Consider the following 20,922-nt stretch of genomic DNA (forward strand, 5'->3'; position numbering starts at 1 on the left):
TTTAGGAAATTACTTAATTAAAACTTTTATTAATATCAAATATACTTACCAAATTAGGAGGGAAAATATGAATTATCGTAAACTTGGCAAAACAGGTTTAGAAGTAAGTGAAATTGGTTTTGGCTGTGAGGGTTTTTTAGAAAAAAATGATGCTTTTACAAACGAAATGTTTTCTCTTGCTTTAGAGCATGGTGTAAACTGTATGGATATGTACAGTCCTAATCCAGATTTACATAGACGTGTTGGAAAACTCATTCATAATCAAAGAGAAAAATTTATATTACAGGGACATTTGTGTACTATATGGCAAAATGAACAATACAAAGCAACACGAAATATTACAGAAGTAAAAACAGCATTTGAAACAATGCTCAAAAATTTAAATACAGACTATATAGACATTGGCATGATACATTATGTAGACTCTCTTAATACTTGGAAACAAATTGCAGAAGGGGAAATAATGAAATATGCACTAGAATTAAAATCACAGTGTAAAATAAAACACATTGGCATAAGCAGCCACAATCCTATTGTAGCTTTGGAAGCAGTAAACAGTGGATATATTGAAGTACTTATGTTTAGTGTTAATCCTTGTTATGACTTACTTCCACCAGATGAAGATGTTGAAAAACTATGGGCTCAATCCAGTTATGAAAAACCACTTTTCAATTTAGATCCACAAAGAGAAAAATTATACGAAACTTGTCAGCGTTTAGGTATTGGTATTACTGTTATGAAAGCATTTGGAGGAGGAGATTTACTTTCAGAATATTCTCCAGCAGGAAAAGCCATGACACCTAGTCAATGTATACATTATGCTTTAACACGTCCTGCTGTCGCTACTGTGTTTTCTGGTGTTCGTAGTATAGAAGATTTAAAAAATTCACTACATTATGAATATGCTAGTGAAAAAGAAAAAGATTATGCTACTGTTTTCTCTACATTTAATAACATAAGCTGGCAGGGACATTGTATGTATTGTGGACATTGTGCTCCTTGTACAAAACAAATTGATATAGCCTCTGTTACAAAATTTTTAAATTTAGCAAAAGCACAATGTGAAATTCCTGAAACTGTTTTTCAGCATTATATGGCTTTAAACGCCAAAGCAGGAGATTGTATAGAGTGTGGTGCTTGTGAAAAACGATGTCCTTTTAACGTTAATATTATAGAAAACATGAAACAAGCAAAAAAACTATTTAAGCAATAAAATATCGTACATTAAAATATTGTATATTCTTATGTATTCATTTACAAAGTAGTATGATTTTGATATAATGTGAATATAATGAAATATTTCATATTATTAAAAATGCAGAAAGGAGGCGTTTGTTATGAATATTAAAAAATTACTTGCAGTAGGAGCAGTTGTTGCAATGTCATCTGCTTTTGCTATGCCAGCATTTGCACATGGACATCACAGAAGAACACAGGCTACTGTAAATTATCCAGCTATTTGTACTATAGAAGGCTGTACAGAACCAGGTCGTCATGTACATGATGGCGTAGACTATTGTGGTTATGACCACGGCTGTGGATATTGTGACGGTTCTTGTGTAACACAAAGCAATTATGGTTATGGTTGTGGTGGAGGACATCACGGTTGTCACTAATCAAAACAATAATTTAAAATTATGACATTTTATATACTTTAGCAGAATAATAAGAACGAATGTCAATACAACATTCGTTCTTTTCATTTTATTTTTATATTTTTTTCATACTCACTACTGTTTCTACATGTACTGTTCTTGGAAACTGATTGACTAATTTTACTCTTTCTATACTATAGTTATTTTGTTGAAAAATTTGCAAATCTCTTGCCAAAGAACTAGGTTTACAAGAAACATAAATAATTTCTGGAGCATCAAAACCAATAATTTTATCAATGGCTTTGGTATGAATACCATCTCTAGGAGGGTCTAATATTATCAAATCTGGTTTTTCATTTAATTCTTCTATTTTTTTTAGTACATCACCTGCTATAAATTCACAATTTAATAATTCATTTCTTTTAGCATTTTCATAAGCTGCTGCAACTGCTTCTTCTACTAATTCTATACCTATTACTTTTTTAGACTGTTCGGCCATAATTTGAGCAATCGTACCTGTGCCACAGTACAAGTCAAACACAATTTTATTTTTGACATCTCCAGCAAATTCTTTTACAATTTCATACAATTTTTCTGCTCCTTTTGAATTTGTTTGAAAAAAAGAAAATGCAGAAACTTTAAATTCTAAATCAAGCAGTTTTTCTATAAAATAATCTCTACCATATAATACCTCTGTTTTATCACTCTGTACAATATCAGCTAATCCATCATTTTTAGTATGTAGTATACCACAGATATTGCCTTCTAATGTTAAACACAGTAGTTGTTTTTGATATTCCTCTAATGAAAAACAAATTTCTGATGTTGTTACTAAATTTACTAATATTTCTCCTGTTGCTTCTCCTTTTCTCACTACTAAATGTCTTAACACACCATCATGACGTGCTTTATGATAAAAAGGAATATTTCTTTTTTGAAAAAAATGTAATGTTGCATCAATTATTTTTAAAAAATCACTATCTACAATATTACAGTCTGTCAATGTTACTACTTCGTAATAACTCTGTCTTTTTCTCATGCCTAATGCTAAATTGCCACCCTTTTGTTCATCTCCAAATGAAAATTCACATTTGTTACGATATGCTTTTTGTTTTGGAGAAGATAATATTCCTTCCCAACTTTTTACAATAATATTTGCTTGCTCCAGTAATGTTTTTACTTGTTTTTCTTTCATAGCAATTTCTGATGCAATATCCATATTTTGATAAGTGCAACCCCCGCAAAGCGAAAAATGAGGACACTCTGATGGTTGTTCAAAAGGAGATTTTTGTAACACTTTTTCTAATTTTGCCTCTATGCCACTACTTCTTTTTTTTGTAATACGTGCTTCTATTTTTTGTTTTGGTAAAACATTTTTTACAACTACTTTTTGTCCTTCTATATATCCAATCCCTTTATTGGGAAATAATACTTCTTCTATGTCTAATACAATGCTATCATTTTTTTTCATATGTGTCCCTCCAAAAAAAGCCTACAAAATATTTGTATTTTAATATAAATTATGTTATACTTGTTACGGTAAATGAATACCTTTATGTAATACGAATGATTGTAACACAAAAAACTACGATTAAAATAGAATGGGAGTGTAAAATTTAATGTCAGAAAAAGTTCAAGTTGGCAATATTGTTGAAGGTAAAGTATTACGCATCAAACCTTTTGGTGCTATCGTTTCATTGGGTGATAAAGTGCAGGGATTGGTTCATATTTCACAAATAGCAAACAATTTCGTGCAAGATATAAACGAACATATTTCTGTAGGTGATATTGTAAAAGTAAAAGTTCTCTCTGTAGACGAAGCCTCCAACAAAATTTCTCTTTCTATACGAGAGGCACTTCCTTCTGCAACAAAAACTTCAAAACCATATAATTTTGAAAAAAAATTCCGTTCTAAAGAGCACAAGTCAAATTATGAAAATAGAACAATATATCCTGCTGACGATTATTTTAAACCACAATCATCTTCTTCTGACTTTGAAGATAAAATGAAAGACTGGCTAAAACAATCTAATGAAAGACAGGCAGGATTAAATAAAAGAGCAAATAAACGTTCTTAATCAGCAATAAAGCAGGGAAATTCCCTGCTTTTTATTTGTATCAACTACACTAGAATTTTTTTCTATTTTCACACATTTTTGGCATCTCCCCAAAGATGGTCTAAGCTATAAAATTCTCTTTGTTCTTTATTAAACAAGTGTACTAATATATTTCCAAAATCTAAAAGTATCCATGTTGCTACACTATATCCCTCTGAATGATGTAGTTTTACACCTACTTTAAATAATTTTTGTTCTACTTCATCTGCCATTGCTCTTAAATGGTTTACATTATTTCCACTTGCAATTACAAAGTAATCTGCAATATTAGAAATTCCTTTTAAATCTAATACTTTAATGTCTTCTCCCATTTTATCCTCTAATGCTTGTTGAGCAATTTTTGCAATTTCTACAACTTCCACAGTATTTCCTCCTTTATTTATTTTTAAAATATTCTAATGCTTCTAATGATAGAGAATGTAATTTTAACTTTCTTTGTTTGACATAAGAAATCGTATGTTCAAGTGTATATCTCATAGCCATATCCAAATCTAAATAAGAAAGTCTTCTCGCTTCTTCTAATCCATCAAAAGTTGCTCTATTCGGTTCAATATAGTCTGCTAAAAATATAATTTTTTCTAATAAACTCATTTCTTTTCTACCTGTAGTATGATAGCGAATGGCATTTAAAATATCCTCATCTTCTACTAAATACTCCCTCTTTGCAATCTCTGCTCCCAAAAATGGGTGTATCAAATCTTTCTGTTCTTTCAAAATATCATCTAATGCTATATGATATTCTTTACATAAACGTATTTTTAAATCATTAGGATAGTTTTTTGCACAATCATGCAACAGCCCTGCCACTTCTGCTTTTTTTCTGTCTTGTGCTGTGCCATAAATTTCTGCTAATTTCACTGCTTCTTCTGCTACGCCCATTGTATGAATATATCTTTTTACAGATAACGCAGATTGTAATTTTTCTTTCATAACATCTGTTGTTAGCATAAATTTTACCTCTTTTTCTGTATCATTTTCATATAAGCCAAATTTATAAATATAGTCCTCTACCTCCTGAGGCAAAAGGTATTTTATAGGTCTACTATTTTGTACACGTTTTCTAATATCAGAAGATGAAATTTCCAGTCCAGGTACTTCCATATAATGTATTCTACTAGCAAATTTATCTCTTATTTCTGTGATTTCATCAAATAATTTATTTTTTTTATATCCAGAACGAGTAACTGCAACAAAATCACACATTGTTAATAATTTTTCTGCATTTTTCCATGTAAAAATTTGATGTATGGCATCTGCTCCTGTAATAAAATATAAACGAGCATTTGGGCGACATAACCTTTTTAATTCTTCTATAGTATCTATAGTATATGTTTTACCAGGACGCTCAATTTCAATACGAGATACATCAAAATTTTCATTTCTCATTGTTGCTAATACTGTCATCAAATATCTATGCTCATGATGTGTCACTACTTTATCTGCTTTATGAGCTGGATTACCTGTAGGCATAAATATTACTTTATCTACTTTAAATCTGTGTCGAACTGCCTCTGCTGTCGCTAAATGTCCATAATGTATAGGGTCAAATGTTCCTCCCATTATAGCAATGCTTTTACAACTTTTAAAATCTTCTATACCACTTCTCATAAAACTTACACTCTTTCCATTATTTTGGCAATTCAATCACTGGTTTCTTTTTTGACTGACGAAACAATATAAAACGATTGCCAATTACTTGCACTACCTCTGCACCTGTTCTATCTGCCAATATACCAGCCGCTTGTTTTGCTTCTATCATATTATTATCTAATACATTTAACTTTATTAATTCTCTTGCTTCTAGTGCTTTATCTACAGTATCTCGTAATTCTGGTGTTATACCGCTTTTACCTATTTGAAATATACTGTCCAAGCCATTTGCCATACCTTTTAAATAGGCTCTTTGTTTACTTGTTAACATTTTTTCCTCCTACTACATATTATACCATAAAAACATTATAACTTATTTATAATAATCAAATTCTAAACCATAAATTTTTACAGTATCTCCCTCTTGTATACCCTTTTCTTCTAACGCTTCTATAATGCCCTTTTCTCTTAAATATCTCTGAAAAAATGCAAAACCTTTTTCTGTATCAATATTAGTATATCCAATCATTTTTTCAACACCTGTGCCTGTAACAACATAATAATTGTCATCAAATACTTCTATTGTAAATGGTTCTCTATCAATTTCTATTTCTTGATATTCTTCATATTCTTTTTCAAAAATAATATCTTCAGGGTATTCTTTTAATATTTTAGCAACTGCTTCCAGCATTTCATCAAGCCCTTTATTTGTTGCTGCTGAAATAGGAAACACCTGATAACCTTCTTTTTCATAAGTTTCTTTTAATCTAATAACATTTTGTTGTGCTTCTGGTATATCTGTTTTATTCGCTGCAATAACTTGAGGACGTTTCAGCAATTCTGTATTATATTCTGAAAGCTCTTGATTAATTTTTCTGAAATTTTCAACAGGGTCATCGCCTTCGAGTGCTGCTGCATCTACTACGTGTATAAATACTTTTGTTCTTTCTACATGACGCAAAAATTCATGTCCTAGTCCAACGCCTTCACTTGCACCTTCTACTAATCCAGGAATATCTGCTAAAACAAAATTTTCTCCTATTCTACTTTGTACTACACCTAAATTAGGTGCTAATGTTGTAAAATGGTAATTAGCTATTTTAGGATTGGCATTTGTTACCATAGACAATATCGTTGATTTTCCTACATTAGGAAATCCAATTAATCCCACATCTGCAATTAATTTTAATTCTAATATTACATCATATTCTTTTGCAGTTTGACCACGTTCTGCATAACGAGGTGCTTGTCTAGTAGGTGTAGCAAAATGCTGATTTCCTTTTCCGCCTTTGCCGCCTTTTATAATTACTTTTTGCTCTCCTGCTTTTGTTATATCAGCCATAATTTTATTACTATTTGCTTCTCTTATAATTGTACCAACAGGCACTTTTATTATAACGCTTTCTCCACTTTTCCCAAAACAATTTAATTTTCCGCCATCTTGTCCATTTTCTGCTTTAAAAGAACGTTTATATCTAAAATCCATAAGTGTATTCATGCTATTGTCGCCTACAAATATGACATCTCCTCCACGACCACCATCTCCGCCGTCTGGTCCTCCATGTGTAATATATTTTGCTCTATAAAACGAAACCATGCCATTTCCACCGTTTCCGCCTTTAATGTGAATTTTTACTCTATCTACAAACATTTTATCACCTCTTTTATACCTTTATATGAAAAAATAGGGCTTCAAATGCTCGTCATTTGAAGCCCCCCTGTTTTTTTATTCAGCTACTGCTAAATCCACTGGATATACAGAAACTTGTTTTTTATCTCTGCCTTTTCTTTCATAACTTACACGACCATCTACTAATGCGAAAAGGGTATCGTTTCCACCTTTACCTACATTAATACCTGGGTGGATTTTTGTTCCTCTTTGTGTATATAAGATGTTACCAGCTCTTACAATTTGACCATCAGCACGTTTTGCACCAAGTCTTTTAGCTTTGGAGTCACGTCCGTTTCTTGTAGAACCAACACCTTTTTTATGAGCGAAAAATTGAAGGTTACATTTCAACATATTGTTACACCTCCTCATAATTTAATCGGATATATTTTTTATATTCTTTTGATAAATCTTCCAAACCCATTACCATTGCTTTCAATAAAAGCTCTGTATCATGGTTTATGCCTTTTTCTGCATCAGAAAGTATTATTTTTAAATAACCGCCTTTTTGTTCATTGGCATTACAGTGAAAATGTGTTGTTGTAAGCTGCTCTATAGCATTTACTGTATTGATAGCCAATATTGATACAGCTGCACAAACAATATCTTCTCCTTTTTGTGCAAAACCAGCATGTCCAGAAATGCAGTATCCACAAAGTTGTTTTCTACTATTATGATATATCGTTGCTTTTATCATATCAATTATAATGAAATTGCTTTAATTTGTAATTCTGTAAAAGGTTGTCTATGACCTTTTTTCTTATGAAATCCTTTTTTGGATTTATATTTATATACAATTACTTTTTTTGCTTTTCCTTCGCCTAATACAGATGCAGATACTTTTGCACCAGCAACATAAGGAGCACCTACTGTTACATCGCTATCTTTAGCAACAACAAGTACTTTATCAAAGCTATATTCTTGTCCTTCTTCTACAGCAAGCTTTTCTACTTTAATAACATCGCCTTCTGCTACTTTATATTGTTTTCCACCAGTTTCAATAATTGCGTACATCTTTCGTACACCTCCTCACCACTAAACTCGCCGAATATGGTATTCTTATTAGAATTTATAACCTCTTCGTGCGGCTAAACATACTTCGTTATCGTATCACAAGCAACAAATTCTGTCAATACTTTTTGTTTAAAAATTCAATACAATGGCTTACCTTTTTTGATTAATTGATATTTTATATTATCTTTACTTTCTTTTAAATATTTTGTTAATGTTTCATATCCCTTTTTACTTAATATTTTTGTTTGTTCATAAACACATTGTATTTGATAAGACTGTTCCAAAAAAGAAATGCCTTGTTCTATTTTATCCAATGAAACATAAAAAACACCTAATTTACTCATTAATTTGCCATATATTTTACTTTCTTTTCCTTTTTCATTGCCAAAGAGTTTGATTGCTTCGTTTATATTTTGTTCTCCTTGTATATTATTTTTATCTATTTTTAAAAGAACTTCTCCTAATTTTAACAATTCTCTTGCTAATTCTAAACATTCTCCTTTATTTTGTTTGATATATTCTGCTGCTTCTTTATAATAAATGCTAGCTTGCTCCTTTTTTTTTAAACGTTCTGATATTTTCCCCATTCTTTGTATTCTTTCTAAGTATAACTGATTTTTTAATGTTTTATCATAAAATAATTTATGCCATATTTCATAATAACAAAGTGATTTTTCTATGTCTTTTAATGTAAAATAAAAATCTCCCATTAATCCCATTAAAATACAATATTCCTCTCCTTCTATAGACCCATATTCTTGCTGATATTTTATAGCATGAATAAATTTTTCAAATGCTTTTTTATAATTTCCTCCTAAAAGACATAATATTCCTATTTTTCTAACTGCCTCTGCATAAATTTTACCTTCTCCTTGTTTTTCTGCTTTTTCTAACCATATAAAAGCTTTATCATAAACTCCTATTTCTGCATAAAAATCGCCTATTTCAATACAGCATTGTTGTGCTTGCAAATCATTTGCTCCAAATTCTGCAATTCTTTGTTCATAACAATATAACAAATATTTTTCTTTTTCTTCAAAACTCATATTACTTTTTTCGGTTTTCTTTTTTTCTTCTGTTCTTTTTATTTTTTCTTTGTCTTTTTTTAGTTTTTGCTCATTTTTTTGTGCTAATGTTAAAAGAAATGTTTTTATCATAATACCCCATTCTTGGTCAGTATTAATATTACATTGTTCTTTTTTCTCCATAGCCTTTTCATAATATGCTTTTGCTTTTGAAAGATTTTCTAAATGTAAAGCACAACTTGCTAGCCAAAGTTCTATCTTTGCAGAAGCAAATCTTTTTTCAGTAGTTTCTTCAAAATTCATATTATATAATTTTTCCCAGCAATTCATTGACAACTCATAAGCACCATTTTGATAAGATACTCTTGCTAACATTTCTAAGCTGTTTTTATATTTTGGATTTTCTTCTCCAAGTGTTTCTTCCTCAATTTCTACTACTTTTTGAAGTGCTTTTAAAGCACTTTCTGATTTATTTGCTGCTATATATAATTTTCCTAAATGTTCCAGCACTCTTGCATAAAGAGGGTGTATTTGTCCATACATTCTTTTTTGCATTTCAACTGCCTCTTTACAAAAAGCAATTCCTTTTTCTATATTTTTCTCACTATAATATAGTTCTGACAACATTTCTAAATTTAATACATAAGCACTATCTTCTATTTCATTTAATTCTCTTCTCAATTCTCGGCTTTGTAATAAATATTGTTCTGCATTTTTGTTGTCTTTTTTGTGAGTATATACTCTTGCCATAGCCAACATGGTATCTGCACAAGCAATACTTTTTCCTTGATACAATTCATTTCTCATATCTAATGCCTTTTGATAACATTGTAATGCTTCATCATAATCTCCTTTTTTATCTAATATTGTTCCTCTGCTCAAAAGACTAATAACATATTGACCATGTTTTTCGCCTATAAGTTGTTTTTTTAATTCCAATGATTTATCATTTAATTCTAGTGCTTTTTTATATTCCTGAAGTCCACAATAGTCCATAGCCATATGATTTAAACCCTCTGCATAAAATGTATGATGATCACCCAAAAGATTTTTTACTATAGACTGTACTTTTTGATGTATTTCAAGAGAGCGTGTAAAATCATTTTTTTTAGCATATAATGTTGCAAGTGTATTCAAATTTGTGATATATTCTAAATGGCTTTCTGTAGTTATTTTTTTTCTTATTTTCATTGCTTTTTCACAGCAGTAAGCGGCTTTTTCCAATAGCCCTGCTTTTTCACATACTGTTGCCATTCTTAAAAGGTTCATCATATAATATTGGCTTTCTTCTCCTCTTTCTACTTTTAATATATCCAACGCCCTTTTTAATGCTTTTTCTGCTTTTTTATAATTTCCCTGTTTTTCATAAGCACGTCCTAAGCTTGTTAAAATGTCTGCTAAATCCATTTTTGAAACAGTACGAAGTCTTTGCCCTTTTAATAATGCTTTATTATGCATTTCTATTGCTTTATCATATTGTTTTACATCTTCATAAGCATTTCCTAAATTATACAAACTCGCTACATAATCTTCATGTCCTCTACCTAATAATCTATCTCGAATTTCTAAAACTTGTTTTTGTAATGTAACAGCATCTTCATATTTTGCCATATTGCTATATGTGATTGCTAAATTATTTAAAGTATCACTATAAGAACTACATTCTCCACCTATTTCTCTTTTTAATTCTGCTGCTTCTTTATAATATTTTTGTGCCTTTTCATACATACAAATATCATCAAATGCAATCGCTAAATTATTAACATCAATAGCATATTCCATTGTATTACAGTCATTATTTTCTCTATATAAATCATATATTCTTTTTCCTAAAGCAATTGCTTCCATGTATTCTCCATTTTGGTGTGCTTCTTGAAACTCTCTTCTTAACTTCATTATCTCGCCAATATAAAAAGCCATAGCTTATCAAATCCTTTCAAGTTCTTATAGTTCCCCTTTGCATTTATTTTTTACAACATATTCAAAACTTTCTTTTATTATATCATAGGAATAGCCTCTTCGCTGTAAAAATGAAATCAGTCTTTTTTTCTCTTTTTCGTCAATTTCTTCTAAATAAAAGCATTTCTTTTCTAATAATTTTACAGCGTCACTAAATTCATCTATATTTGACTGCTCTATCACTCTACAAATGATACTATCTTTTATTCCTCTTTGTTTTAATTCCATTTTTAATACATAACTGCCCTTTGGATTGCATCGCAATCTTTGTTTAATATAACTTTCACAATATTTTTCATCATCAACATAATGATACTCTATTAAAAAATTTATGACACGTTCTATTATATCCTCTGTAAATCCTTTTTCCAATAATTTTACACGAACTTCTTTTTCTGTTCTCATTTTATAGCCAATATAATATAATGCAGTATCTTGTGCTTTTACATATATCAATTCATTTTTTATAAAATCATATTTACTTTGTGTAATTTCTTCTCCTTCTTTTAGTTTAAAATAGGTAATATCTTCCATAGGTAAACCAAAAGCAAAACTATCATTTACAAATACAGAATATCTTTCTGGGTGATGTAGTTGTTGTGTAATTGCTGTAATTTTCAACAAAATTCCCTCCTGCATATTTTACTGTAAACAAAACGATATAAAAACAAAGCAGGTACTTTTTCCCTGCTTTGTTTTTATTATGATATTATTCGCATTTATTCCGTTACAGAAAAATCTATATAATAAGTATTTCCTATAAAATTATCGTCCCATATTTCATAATATTTCATGCGATAATCTTTTATATTTCTGGGCGTAATAAATACTAAATTTCCTGTTTTGCTCTCTCCATATTTTAATTCATAACTATCTGGTAACTGTTCCTCATTCATTTGATATTCTGGAAAAGTTGTTTCTCCTTGCAACTGTTCCCAAGTTAATTCAAAATCATCACAGAACATTGTAATACTATCAAAATCATCATAAGTATTTTCTACTGTTATATTTACTACAATAAACTGATGTGCAACATCTTGAGGTACATACTCATCATTTTTTCCTTGTATCTCATCTTGTGTTGTAACACTATTTACTTTTACTTTAAAAAATGCTGTTTGAACAGTATCCTCTATAGTATATGCTGTTTCTTTTCCATATTCTCTGCCATCTGCTTTCCAATCTATAGCAACTTCTTTTGCTTTTTGCTTTATGCTGCTACACCCCATAGTAATTATACAAATAAAAACTGCTACTGTTATTACTAAAATTTTTCTCATGCTTTTTCCCTCTTCACATTTATACATAAAAACAAAATATTCAAATTTATTATAAAGTGAAAATTTAAAACAGTCAAATATGTTTTTCTATTTTATCTACTTAATATAATATTTTTTCAGACAATTTTTCTAGCCAAATTTGAAGGAGTTCTTTTAAATCTTCTTGAAATGATTTTCTAGTTTGTTCTTCTCCTTTTTCCAATTCTTCTAGTACAATAAAACAAAAATAATCACTACCATATTGTAACCAATCTTGTTTTAATTTTTGTTCAGTACAATCGTTTATTTTTTTAGAAAAATCAAAAAGATTTTTAGAAGCCTCTAAATTATGACTTTCTTTTACAAACCATTTATCTGTTTTTGTATTTTGTATAGCATAAATGCCTCCTATTATCTTTTTTTGTTGATATGCTTTTTTAATTTCTTTTTTTTGTAATGTTTCCATAATTATTCACCTCTTTTTTTTGGTATTGTTTTTTATTTATTATTTATATAGTTTCTTTATAATGTAAAATATTTTTAATCTATAATATCTAACATTTCTATTGCATATTCTCTATTTGATTGCATTGTTTCTATATTTTCTGCAACTTGTGTAAAATAATAACGTGCTTTTTGTATATCTTTTTTTCCAAAAGTACCATAATAATATATTTCTCCTAATTTAACTTGAGCATAGGAGTCATAAGGAGCGGCTTTTTCATACCATATAACTGCTTGTTCATCTTTATTTTCTAAACAAATATCTGCTATTGTTTCCATAATGTATGCTGCTTTATTTTCGGATATAACTGTACCACTTTCTATCACATCTATATAATAGGAATAAGCCTTTTGTGTATCTCTTTTAGTAAGTGTACCTTCAAAATAAATATCACCTAGTTTTATTTGAGCATAAATATCATAAGGAGCAGCTTTTTCATACCAAGCAATCGCTTGTATATCTTCATTTTCTAAAAATATATCAGCAATCGCTTCCATAGCATATACTTTGCCCTCTTGTATATCAATATTACTTTCTACTACCTCTAAATAATAACAATAAGCCTTTTGTGTATCTTTTTTAGTAAGTATACCCTCATAATAAATGTCACCTAATATACTTTTAGCATATACACTACCCATTTCAGCAGCTTTTTCATACCATGTAATTGCTTGTATATCTTCTTTCTCCAAATAAATATCACCTAATCTTGCCAAAGCAAGAGAGGTTTTTGATGTAATAATGTCATTTTTCTTTTCAAAATCAATCACATTTTCATAATATTCAATTATTTTTTGTATTTCTACATTTTCAATAATATGATTTTGTGCCATATCAGCAAGCATAATATAGGCGTCAGCAGTATTTCCATCATTCTGTTCAGTAGCTTTTTGATAGTATTCCCAAGCCTTTTGATAATTTACTTCATTATCATAACCAAAATAATAATAATTAGCTATTCTAAAATAATTTTCATTGGAATAGTTAAGCAAATATTGTTCCATAGAAGGCAAATTTTGTCCAGAATATTCCTTCCACAAATCAGAAAGTGATTGCCCTGTTAATGCTTCAAATGTTTGATATTCCATATTACCCTGTTGGCAAATTCTATGAAGTTTCATAACAGTACCTTCTACCTTTTGATTTTCAATCCACATTAAAAAACCTGCAGCAACTTCATAGCCATCATAAAGTTCTCCTTCTATATATTGTTTAGGAATAAAAGAATATCCATAACTTGAATACTCAGAAGTAATATATTCTGCCATACCTTCACAAAGCCAGAAAAAACAATGAATATTATAGTAATCCTGTGCAATATGTACCAATTCATGTAGTATTACATTTTCTACTTCTTCTTCGCTATATTCAAATATATCTTCTCTTAAAATAATTGCATTATTTCCAAGTGTCATACCAAAAGTATTATCATCAATCATATCAGAACCTATTAAAAATGTAACAACAGGCATATCAGTACTATATCCATACTTATTCCATATTTCACTAAAATAGTTATTAAAAATTTGTTCTATGTATTGTTTTTGCTCCTTATTTAATATAGCATAATCATCTTTTATAATACATTTCGGTACATCGGTAAAAGAAAAATAGTATCTACTACCACTACTCAAGTTTGTAGTAGAATTTAGCATATCATCAATTTGTTCTGTATTTAATAGCAATTGTTGTTGTGTATTTTTTTGTTCTGTTTCAAAAATGATATGATAAAGTAAAACAAAATTACTTATATTTCCTATCATAAACAATACTAGAGTGATACAAAGACATACTTTTACTGACTTACTCATAGAAAAATTCCCCCCCAATCATAAAATCAAATATATTTTTTACACAAAATAGTATATGAAAAATACTACCATAATAATATCATATTTGATTAAAATAGCAAGGGAATGTTTATGATTTTTAATATCCCATCTCTTTTAGTTTAGAACTTAATACTTTTAAACGCTCTCCTATCAATTCATCATCTTGACTTAATGTATTCATAAAAAGTTTTATATCTTCTTCTAGCATATTATTTTCTGTACAAAACTCTACTGTCATGGCATCTCCTTGCAATCCAACTCTAGCAATAGAAGGATTTTGTTTGTCGTAAAAATTCTCATAGCGATATGCTTCACGAAAATATAATTTGCTTTCACAAATCAATATTGCTAAGTCAAGTACTCTATGTATAGGAAGTTCTTCTGATTGGCGTGACCATTTTCCTCCTGTATGACGCCATACTTTTGCAGAAATATCTACTTTTCCCCTGTCATTCCATTGTGCAAGACCAAGTGAAAGTCCTTTTGCGTCAGAATGATAGGCATATCTTCCATCTATATTTTCATAATTTTCAGAAATAACAACAGGTTTATGTTTTAAATTTGCAGGTATTTTCATATTTGTCCTCCTTATTTTTACTAAATTACTAAATTACTAAATTACTAAAACATTAACATATCCTTTTACTGTTGTCAATAATAAATTTTTATTAATATAAACGTTCTTAACATTTTATTAATTGCTTTTTTATCACTTTTATGGCAAAATAATAATGTCTGAAAAGACAATTACCCAACACAAAACCCTACAATTTTTCAAAAGGACACAGCAAAGTGAATACTTTGCTGTGTCCTTTTATATGCCATTATATTACTTCAATATGCAAATTTTTGATTTCTGCAAAATTACATTGTGTCTGAAAAATATTTTCTGCTAATGAAAACAAGGCTTCTGTAAAATATTTAATATGAAACAAACGAGAAAACAATTTATCGGATAAAATAGGTGTCATTATTTTAATAGGATAAGAAATCACTTGAAATTCCATATAAAATAAAATTTCTTCTGTATTTTGGTCTAGTGAAGCAGAAAGAGAAGCTACTTCTATAGTAAATCCCTTTTTTGAAGCTGCTTTTTCTATAGAATGACTTAATTTATTATGATATTCATTAACAAAATACACAATAGCATTTTGTATGTCATATTGAGAAACTGTTGTAGTAACAGTATCTGTAATTTCTTTTATACACATAGAAATACTTTTTAAAAAAGGTTGTAACACAGTGTTTGTATGCGACATCATTTTTTGAAGTAAAAAAGAAAAAGCAGCTTCATAGTTCAAATGATAAATGCTGCATTGTAATCGAAACATAACAATTTCTCCCTTTCTATTGTTTTTATTAGCATAACATTATTTTTATCAAAATACAAATGGTATGTTTTTAAAATGAAAAATAATATACTTAAAAATATCTACTTTTGCTATATATTGTATTATGCTATAATGAAAAAATAATATAAACAAAAATAAACGGTGGTGTGAATATGAAAACAGCATTATTACAGATGTCCGTTTCTGAGAGTAAACAACAAAATATAGAAAAAGCAATTTCTTTATTAGAACAAAGTAAAAAAGAGTGTGCTGATATTGCAATATTGCCAGAAATGTTTTGTTGTCCTTATGCTACAGAAAACTTTCCTTTATATGCAGAATTTCCAGGCAGTACAGTATGGCAAGCACTTTCTCAAACAGCTAAAAAACTCCATATGTATATTGTTGGTGGTTCTATGCCAGAAAAAGGAGAAAATGGAGTAGTTTATAATACTTGTTATGTTTTTGATAGAGAAGGAAAGCAAATAGCAAAGCATAGAAAAATGCACTTATTTGATATTAATGTGGCAGGAGGACAATATTTTAAAGAATCTGATACATTAACAGCAGGAAATGAAATTACTGTATTTGATACTGAATTTGGTAAAATGGGTATTTGTATTTGTTACGACATTCGTTTTACAGAATTATCTCGCATTATGGCACTAGAAGGAGCAAATATCATTATTGTGCCAGCTGCTTTTAATATGACAACAGGCCCAGCACATTGGGAAATATTATTTCGTACAAGAGCATTAGATAATCAAGTATATACCATAGGTGTCGCACCAGCTAGACAACAACATAGCACATATATTTCTTATGGTAATTCTATAGTGGTATCTCCTTGGGGAAAAGTGCTTACACGATTATCTGAAAAAGAAGAAATTGCTTTTTGTGATATAGATTTGAATGAAATCAATAAAGTCAGACAACAATTACCTATATTAGCACATAGGAGAAATGATATTTATACATTAAAAAGAAAAGAGTGATATATTTATGAATAAACAAAAAATATATTTAGCAGGTGGTTGTTTTTGGGGAACGCAAAAATATATGCAGTTATTAGATGGTGTTTTAGATACTACAGTAGGCTATGCAAATGGTGATGAAGAATATACTAGTTATGAAGCAGTATGTAATGGCAGTGGTCATGCTGAAACAGTAGAAGTTATTTTTGACAGTGACAAAATATCACTTTTGCAGTTACTAGAAGATTTTTATAGAACAATAGACCCTACTTGTCACTACAGACAAGGTATGGACGTAGGCATACAATATAGAACAGGCGTTTATTATATAGAACAAAGTCAAAAAGAAGTAATAGCACAATCTTTAAAAGAATTACAAAAACAGTATCAAAAACCTGTTGTAGTGGAAAATCTGCCCTTAAAACATTTTTGTAAAGCAGAAGAATATCATCAAAATTATTTGAATAAAAATCCTAATGGATATTGTCATATCAATATTGAAAAAATAATGAAACAAAAAAATCGTATTGTAGATGAAACAAAATATATAAAACCAGATAACGAAACATTGAAAGAAATGTTAACTCCTTTGCAATATGCAGTAACACAGCAAAACGAAACAGAACCTCCTTTTCAGAATAGTTACTATGATATGGAAAAAGAGGGTATCTATGTAGACATTACTACAGGAGAGCCTCTTTTTAGTTCTAAAGATAAATTTCAATCTGGTTGTGGTTGGCCAAGTTTTACAAAAGCCATAGACCCCAATACTATTTTAGAATATGACGATTTAAGTCATAATATGATAAGAACAGAAGTCAGAAGTAGATGTGGTAATGCACATTTAGGTCACGTTTTTGAAGAAAAATATGGCTTAAGATATTGTATTAACAGTGCTGCACTACATTTTATACCAAAAGAAGATATGAAAAAACAAGGATATGGAGAATTTTTAAAATTTTTGTAATTAAGAAAGAAGTGATAACATTGCATTTTATACAGATAAAAGAGATTTACAAAAATCAAAAACAATATGCACAAAAAGAAATTACTGTAGCAGGCTGGATAAAAACAACAAGGAGTTCCAAAACATTCGGATTTTTAGAATTAAATGATGGTACTTTTTTTAAAAATATGCAAATAGTGCTAGAACAAAATCAACTTAGTAATTATGCTGATGTAATAAAATGGAATGTAGGAACAGCTGTAATTATAAAAGGTATTCTGGAAGAAACACCTCATGCAAAACAGCCTTTTGAATTAAAAGCAAAACAAATATTATTAGAGGGAAGCTGTGACAATTCTTATCCTTTGCAGAAAAAAAGGCATTCTTTTGAATATTTAAGAAAAATCGCTTATTTACGTCCCAGAACAAATACATTTTCAGCGGTATTTAGAGTAAGGAGTTTAATTGCTTATGCTATACACACATTTTTTCAACAAAAAGGGTTTGTATATGTGCATACACCTATTATTACAGGAAGTGACTGCGAAGGAGCAGGAGAAATGTTTTCTGTTACAACATTACCATTAAAAGAATTTCAAAATATACCTGTTACAGAAAATGGTGATATTGATTTTACAAAAGACTTTTTTGGTAAACAAACTAATTTAACAGTAAGTGGTCAGCTTTCAGGAGAAACGTTTGCTATGGCTTTCCGCAATATTTATACATTTGGCCCAACATTTAGAGCAGAAAATTCTAATACTGCACGTCACGCTGCAGAATTTTGGATGGTAGAGCCTGAAATGGCTTTTGCAGATTTAGAAGATAATATGGAAGTAGCAGAAGAAATGTTAAAATATATTATATCATTTATATTAGAAAATGCACCAGAAGAAATGGCATTTTTTAATGAATTTATAGATAAAGGACTTCTAAAAAGATTAGAAAACATTGTTTGTTCTGATTTTGAAAGAATAACTTATACACAAGCCATTACCATATTAGAAAAAGTACAAAACAGATTTGTATATCCTGTAAAATGGGGTATAGATTTGCAAACAGAACACGAAAGATATTTAACAGAAGAAATATTTCAAAAACCTGTTTTTGTAACAGATTATCCTAAAGACATTAAAGCATTTTATATGAGAATTAATGATGACAACAAAACAGTTGCAGCTATGGATTTACTTGTTCCTAATATAGGAGAAATTATAGGAGGAAGCCAAAGAGAGGAAAGATTAGACAAATTAGAAAAAAGAATGAATGAATTATCTATGAAAAAAGAAGATTATTGGTGGTATGTTGATTTAAGAAGATACGGTAGCACACGCCACTCTGGTTTTGGATTAGGCTTTGAAAGAGCTGTAATGTATTTGACAGGTATGAGCAATATTAGAGATGTTATACCTTATCCCAGAACAGTACACAATGCAGAATATTAAAAGGAGGAAAATACTATGATTGATAAATATGTTATTAGTGGAATAAACGAAATATGGTATCACTTAAAAAAATATAAAGATAGAACAGATGAATGGAGAGCAGACTTTTATGATGTAGAGGAACAGTTAATTTGTAGCTTTGAAGGTGATGAAGAAACAATGGAACGTTTACAATCAGATGAAGAAACTTATGCTATGGTAACAGAAATGGTAGATATTGCTATTAATATGCTGGGAGTAGATTTTGTATTATAAATTTTTTGAACAGTTTTGATACTTTGTAATGCTTTGGGGGAAAAATATGAAAACTAATACAAAAGTAATATTATTAGCAATTTTGTCCTTTTTTGCATTTTATTTGTTTAACCAATATATTTTATGTGGCATAGGTTTTTTGTTAATAATAGGCAGAGATAGCTATGAACTGTCTTATCATATGCCTTCTTATACAGGAATAGCACTTATTGCATCACTTATTGTTACTTACACTTACATTATAATAAAAAAAATAAATGTCTTACTGGAAGAAATAAAAAAAATAAAATAATTAAAAAAATAATATTTTGTGGAACAAATCAAAAAAGCCTATCGTCTTATATTATAGAAAACAATAAATGATGTATATTTAGGAGGAAAATATTATGAAAAAAATGTGTGCAATACTTGCGACAATGATTGCTTTTTCTACAGTAAGTACAATGACGATATTTGCAGATGAGGTACAGCAGAAATTACCATTAGTAAAGGAATTACCAGAAATGAAAGAATTAGAACAAAGCGATGCAAAAATGGAAAGCCAATACATGACCAAAAGTGGAACAATAAAATCAATAGAAAAAGAAAAAGACTATTATACAATTTCTGTTGCACTACCAGATGATGAATTTGGTATAGTATATACTGTAAATGAAAATGCTTTTATTGTAAATAGTGAAAACGGCAATTTTATGACATTTGATGAATTAAAAAGTGACATGAATATTACTGCTATTGTAGCAAAAAATTCCCCTATGACAATGAGCCTGCCCCCTATAACAAATGCAGTAGTATTGGTAGTAGGAGAACAAAATTTTGCAGCAACAGGATATTTTAATGAAGAATTGATAAGCGAAGATACTCCAGCAATGCTACAATTAAATATTTCAGAAGAAACAAAAATTGTAGATATGGCAGGTAGCAAAAAATTATTTACACAAGATGATGTAAAAAATCAAGACTGTCTTGTAGTATATGGTATAACAACAAGAAGTATACCAGCACAAACAAATCCTGTATTTGTAATGATATTAGATAAGCAAGAAATAGAAGAAGAAAAGGAAGAAGAAATTATTGACACAATACAGCAACAGGAAATGGGAGAAAAAGAAGAACAAACAGAACCAACATCAAATGCAGTAAATTTTGTACCTTTGAGAGAAATTGCAGAAAATAAAGGCTTTACTGTAACATGGGCAGCAAACGATAAGCCAGTGTTATTACAAAAAGATGACGTAACAATAGAAATTGTAGTAGGACAAAAAGAATATAAAAAAGGAACAGAAGTATTACAAGCAGAAAAAGCTCCTGAATTAATAAAATCTAAAATTTATGTGAGCGAAAATATATTACCATAAAAACTATTATATTAAAGAAGCACTCCCCCTCAAAGTAATGAGGGGGTA

At 29.4% G+C, this 20,922-nt stretch carries 24 protein-coding genes; 9 read left to right on the forward strand and 15 right to left on the reverse strand.

The window, feature by feature from the left end:
• The first annotated feature begins 67 nt into the window (after positions 1-67).
• Both C820_RS02085 and C820_RS02090 read left to right on the forward strand, forming a co-directional pair.
• Positions 68-1,213: an aldo/keto reductase gene (locus C820_RS02085; RefSeq protein WP_004035769.1), complete on the forward strand. Its 1,146-nt coding sequence runs from the start codon at positions 68-70 to the stop codon at positions 1,211-1,213.
• A 124-nt stretch (positions 1,214-1,337) separates the two neighbouring features.
• Positions 1,338-1,616 (forward strand): hypothetical protein, encoded by a 279-nt coding sequence (locus tag C820_RS02090; protein WP_004035767.1) that lies wholly within the window; start codon positions 1,338-1,340, stop codon positions 1,614-1,616.
• Positions 1,617-1,710: 94 nt separating this feature from the next.
• On the opposite strand, the gene rlmD is transcribed toward C820_RS02090, so the two are convergent.
• Positions 1,711-3,066, reverse strand: a complete 1,356-nt coding sequence (rlmD, locus tag C820_RS02095; protein ID WP_004035765.1) for a 23S rRNA (uracil(1939)-C(5))-methyltransferase RlmD — start codon at positions 3,064-3,066, stop codon at positions 1,711-1,713.
• A 148-nt stretch (positions 3,067-3,214) separates the two neighbouring features.
• Here rlmD and C820_RS02100 point away from each other — a divergent pair, with 148 nt between their 5' ends.
• Positions 3,215-3,673: a S1 RNA-binding domain-containing protein gene (locus C820_RS02100; protein ID WP_004035763.1), complete on the forward strand. Its 459-nt coding sequence runs from the start codon at positions 3,215-3,217 to the stop codon at positions 3,671-3,673.
• A gap of 68 nt (positions 3,674-3,741) precedes the next feature.
• Here the strand turns inward: C820_RS02100 and rsfS are convergent, their stop codons facing one another.
• The 14 genes from rsfS to C820_RS02175 all read right to left on the reverse strand — a co-directional run bounded on the left by rsfS (position 3,742) and on the right by C820_RS02175 (position 15,896).
• Entirely contained in the window at positions 3,742-4,074 is a 333-nt protein-coding gene (gene rsfS, locus C820_RS02105) for a ribosome silencing factor (protein WP_004035762.1), read from the reverse strand.
• Positions 4,075-4,087: 13 nt separating this feature from the next.
• Positions 4,088-5,320 (reverse strand): nicotinate-nucleotide adenylyltransferase, encoded by a 1,233-nt coding sequence (gene nadD, locus C820_RS14515; protein ID WP_004035760.1) that lies wholly within the window; start codon positions 5,318-5,320, stop codon positions 4,088-4,090.
• A gap of 19 nt (positions 5,321-5,339) precedes the next feature.
• Positions 5,340-5,633 (reverse strand): YhbY family RNA-binding protein, encoded by a 294-nt coding sequence (locus C820_RS02120; RefSeq protein WP_004035758.1) that lies wholly within the window; start codon positions 5,631-5,633, stop codon positions 5,340-5,342.
• Positions 5,634-5,675: 42 nt separating this feature from the next.
• Complete coding sequence (gene obgE, locus C820_RS02125; protein WP_004035756.1) at positions 5,676-6,953, reverse strand: GTPase ObgE; 1,278 nt, start codon at positions 6,951-6,953, stop codon at positions 5,676-5,678.
• A gap of 75 nt (positions 6,954-7,028) precedes the next feature.
• On the reverse strand, positions 7,029-7,325 hold the full coding sequence (gene rpmA / locus C820_RS02130; RefSeq protein ID WP_004035749.1) for a 50S ribosomal protein L27: 297 nt from the start codon (positions 7,323-7,325) through the stop codon (positions 7,029-7,031).
• Positions 7,326-7,329: 4 nt separating this feature from the next.
• Positions 7,330-7,668 carry a ribosomal-processing cysteine protease Prp gene (locus C820_RS02135; RefSeq protein ID WP_004035747.1) on the reverse strand — a complete coding sequence of 113 codons (339 nt, stop codon included), beginning with the start codon at positions 7,666-7,668 and terminating at the stop codon, positions 7,330-7,332.
• A 5-nt stretch (positions 7,669-7,673) separates the two neighbouring features.
• Positions 7,674-7,985, reverse strand: a complete 312-nt coding sequence (rplU, locus tag C820_RS02140) for a 50S ribosomal protein L21 (RefSeq protein WP_004035745.1) — start codon at positions 7,983-7,985, stop codon at positions 7,674-7,676.
• 137 nt (positions 7,986-8,122) lie between these two features.
• Positions 8,123-10,930 carry a tetratricopeptide repeat protein gene (locus tag C820_RS02145; protein WP_004035744.1) on the reverse strand — a complete coding sequence of 936 codons (2,808 nt, stop codon included), beginning with the start codon at positions 10,928-10,930 and terminating at the stop codon, positions 8,123-8,125.
• A gap of 24 nt (positions 10,931-10,954) precedes the next feature.
• The gene (locus C820_RS02150; RefSeq protein ID WP_004035743.1) at positions 10,955-11,593 is read right to left on the reverse strand and encodes a regulatory protein RecX; all 639 of its coding nucleotides are present in this window, start codon (positions 11,591-11,593) and stop codon (positions 10,955-10,957) included.
• 95 nt (positions 11,594-11,688) lie between these two features.
• Positions 11,689-12,249 (reverse strand): DUF4352 domain-containing protein, encoded by a 561-nt coding sequence (locus C820_RS02155; protein ID WP_004035742.1) that lies wholly within the window; start codon positions 12,247-12,249, stop codon positions 11,689-11,691.
• Positions 12,250-12,349: 100 nt separating this feature from the next.
• Positions 12,350-12,694, reverse strand: a complete 345-nt coding sequence (locus C820_RS02160; protein ID WP_004035741.1) for a GIY-YIG nuclease family protein — start codon at positions 12,692-12,694, stop codon at positions 12,350-12,352.
• Between the two features lie 74 nt (positions 12,695-12,768).
• Positions 12,769-14,544 carry a basic secretory protein-like protein gene (locus C820_RS02165; protein WP_004035740.1) on the reverse strand — a complete coding sequence of 592 codons (1,776 nt, stop codon included), beginning with the start codon at positions 14,542-14,544 and terminating at the stop codon, positions 12,769-12,771.
• Positions 14,545-14,662: 118 nt separating this feature from the next.
• A complete protein-coding gene (locus C820_RS02170) occupies positions 14,663-15,142 on the reverse strand; it encodes a DUF6530 family protein (protein WP_004035739.1) in 480 nt (159 codons plus the stop codon).
• Positions 15,143-15,389: 247 nt separating this feature from the next.
• The gene (locus tag C820_RS02175) at positions 15,390-15,896 is read right to left on the reverse strand and encodes a hypothetical protein (protein ID WP_004035737.1); all 507 of its coding nucleotides are present in this window, start codon (positions 15,894-15,896) and stop codon (positions 15,390-15,392) included.
• Between the two features lie 173 nt (positions 15,897-16,069).
• Here C820_RS02175 and C820_RS02180 point away from each other — a divergent pair, with 173 nt between their 5' ends.
• The 6 genes from C820_RS02180 to C820_RS02205 all read left to right on the forward strand — a co-directional run bounded on the left by C820_RS02180 (position 16,070) and on the right by C820_RS02205 (position 20,874).
• Positions 16,070-16,891, forward strand: coding sequence for a carbon-nitrogen hydrolase family protein (locus tag C820_RS02180; RefSeq protein ID WP_004035736.1), 822 nt, complete (start codon positions 16,070-16,072; stop codon positions 16,889-16,891).
• A 7-nt stretch (positions 16,892-16,898) separates the two neighbouring features.
• Positions 16,899-17,837 (forward strand): peptide-methionine (R)-S-oxide reductase MsrB, encoded by a 939-nt coding sequence (gene msrB / locus C820_RS02185; protein ID WP_004035734.1) that lies wholly within the window; start codon positions 16,899-16,901, stop codon positions 17,835-17,837.
• Positions 17,838-17,857: 20 nt separating this feature from the next.
• The gene (asnS, locus tag C820_RS02190; RefSeq protein WP_004035732.1) at positions 17,858-19,261 is read left to right on the forward strand and encodes an asparagine--tRNA ligase; all 1,404 of its coding nucleotides are present in this window, start codon (positions 17,858-17,860) and stop codon (positions 19,259-19,261) included.
• Between the two features lie 15 nt (positions 19,262-19,276).
• Complete coding sequence (locus C820_RS02195; protein ID WP_004035731.1) at positions 19,277-19,516, forward strand: hypothetical protein; 240 nt, start codon at positions 19,277-19,279, stop codon at positions 19,514-19,516.
• 46 nt (positions 19,517-19,562) lie between these two features.
• The gene (locus C820_RS02200) at positions 19,563-19,808 is read left to right on the forward strand and encodes a hypothetical protein (protein ID WP_004035729.1); all 246 of its coding nucleotides are present in this window, start codon (positions 19,563-19,565) and stop codon (positions 19,806-19,808) included.
• Positions 19,809-19,902: 94 nt separating this feature from the next.
• Positions 19,903-20,874 carry a stalk domain-containing protein gene (locus C820_RS02205; protein ID WP_004035727.1) on the forward strand — a complete coding sequence of 324 codons (972 nt, stop codon included), beginning with the start codon at positions 19,903-19,905 and terminating at the stop codon, positions 20,872-20,874.
• The last annotated feature ends 48 nt before the right edge of the window (positions 20,875-20,922 follow it).

It is taken from the genome of Clostridium sp. MD294 (assembly GCF_000364165.2).
Taxonomy (GTDB): Bacteria; Bacillota; Clostridia; order Lachnospirales; family Anaerotignaceae; genus Coprocola.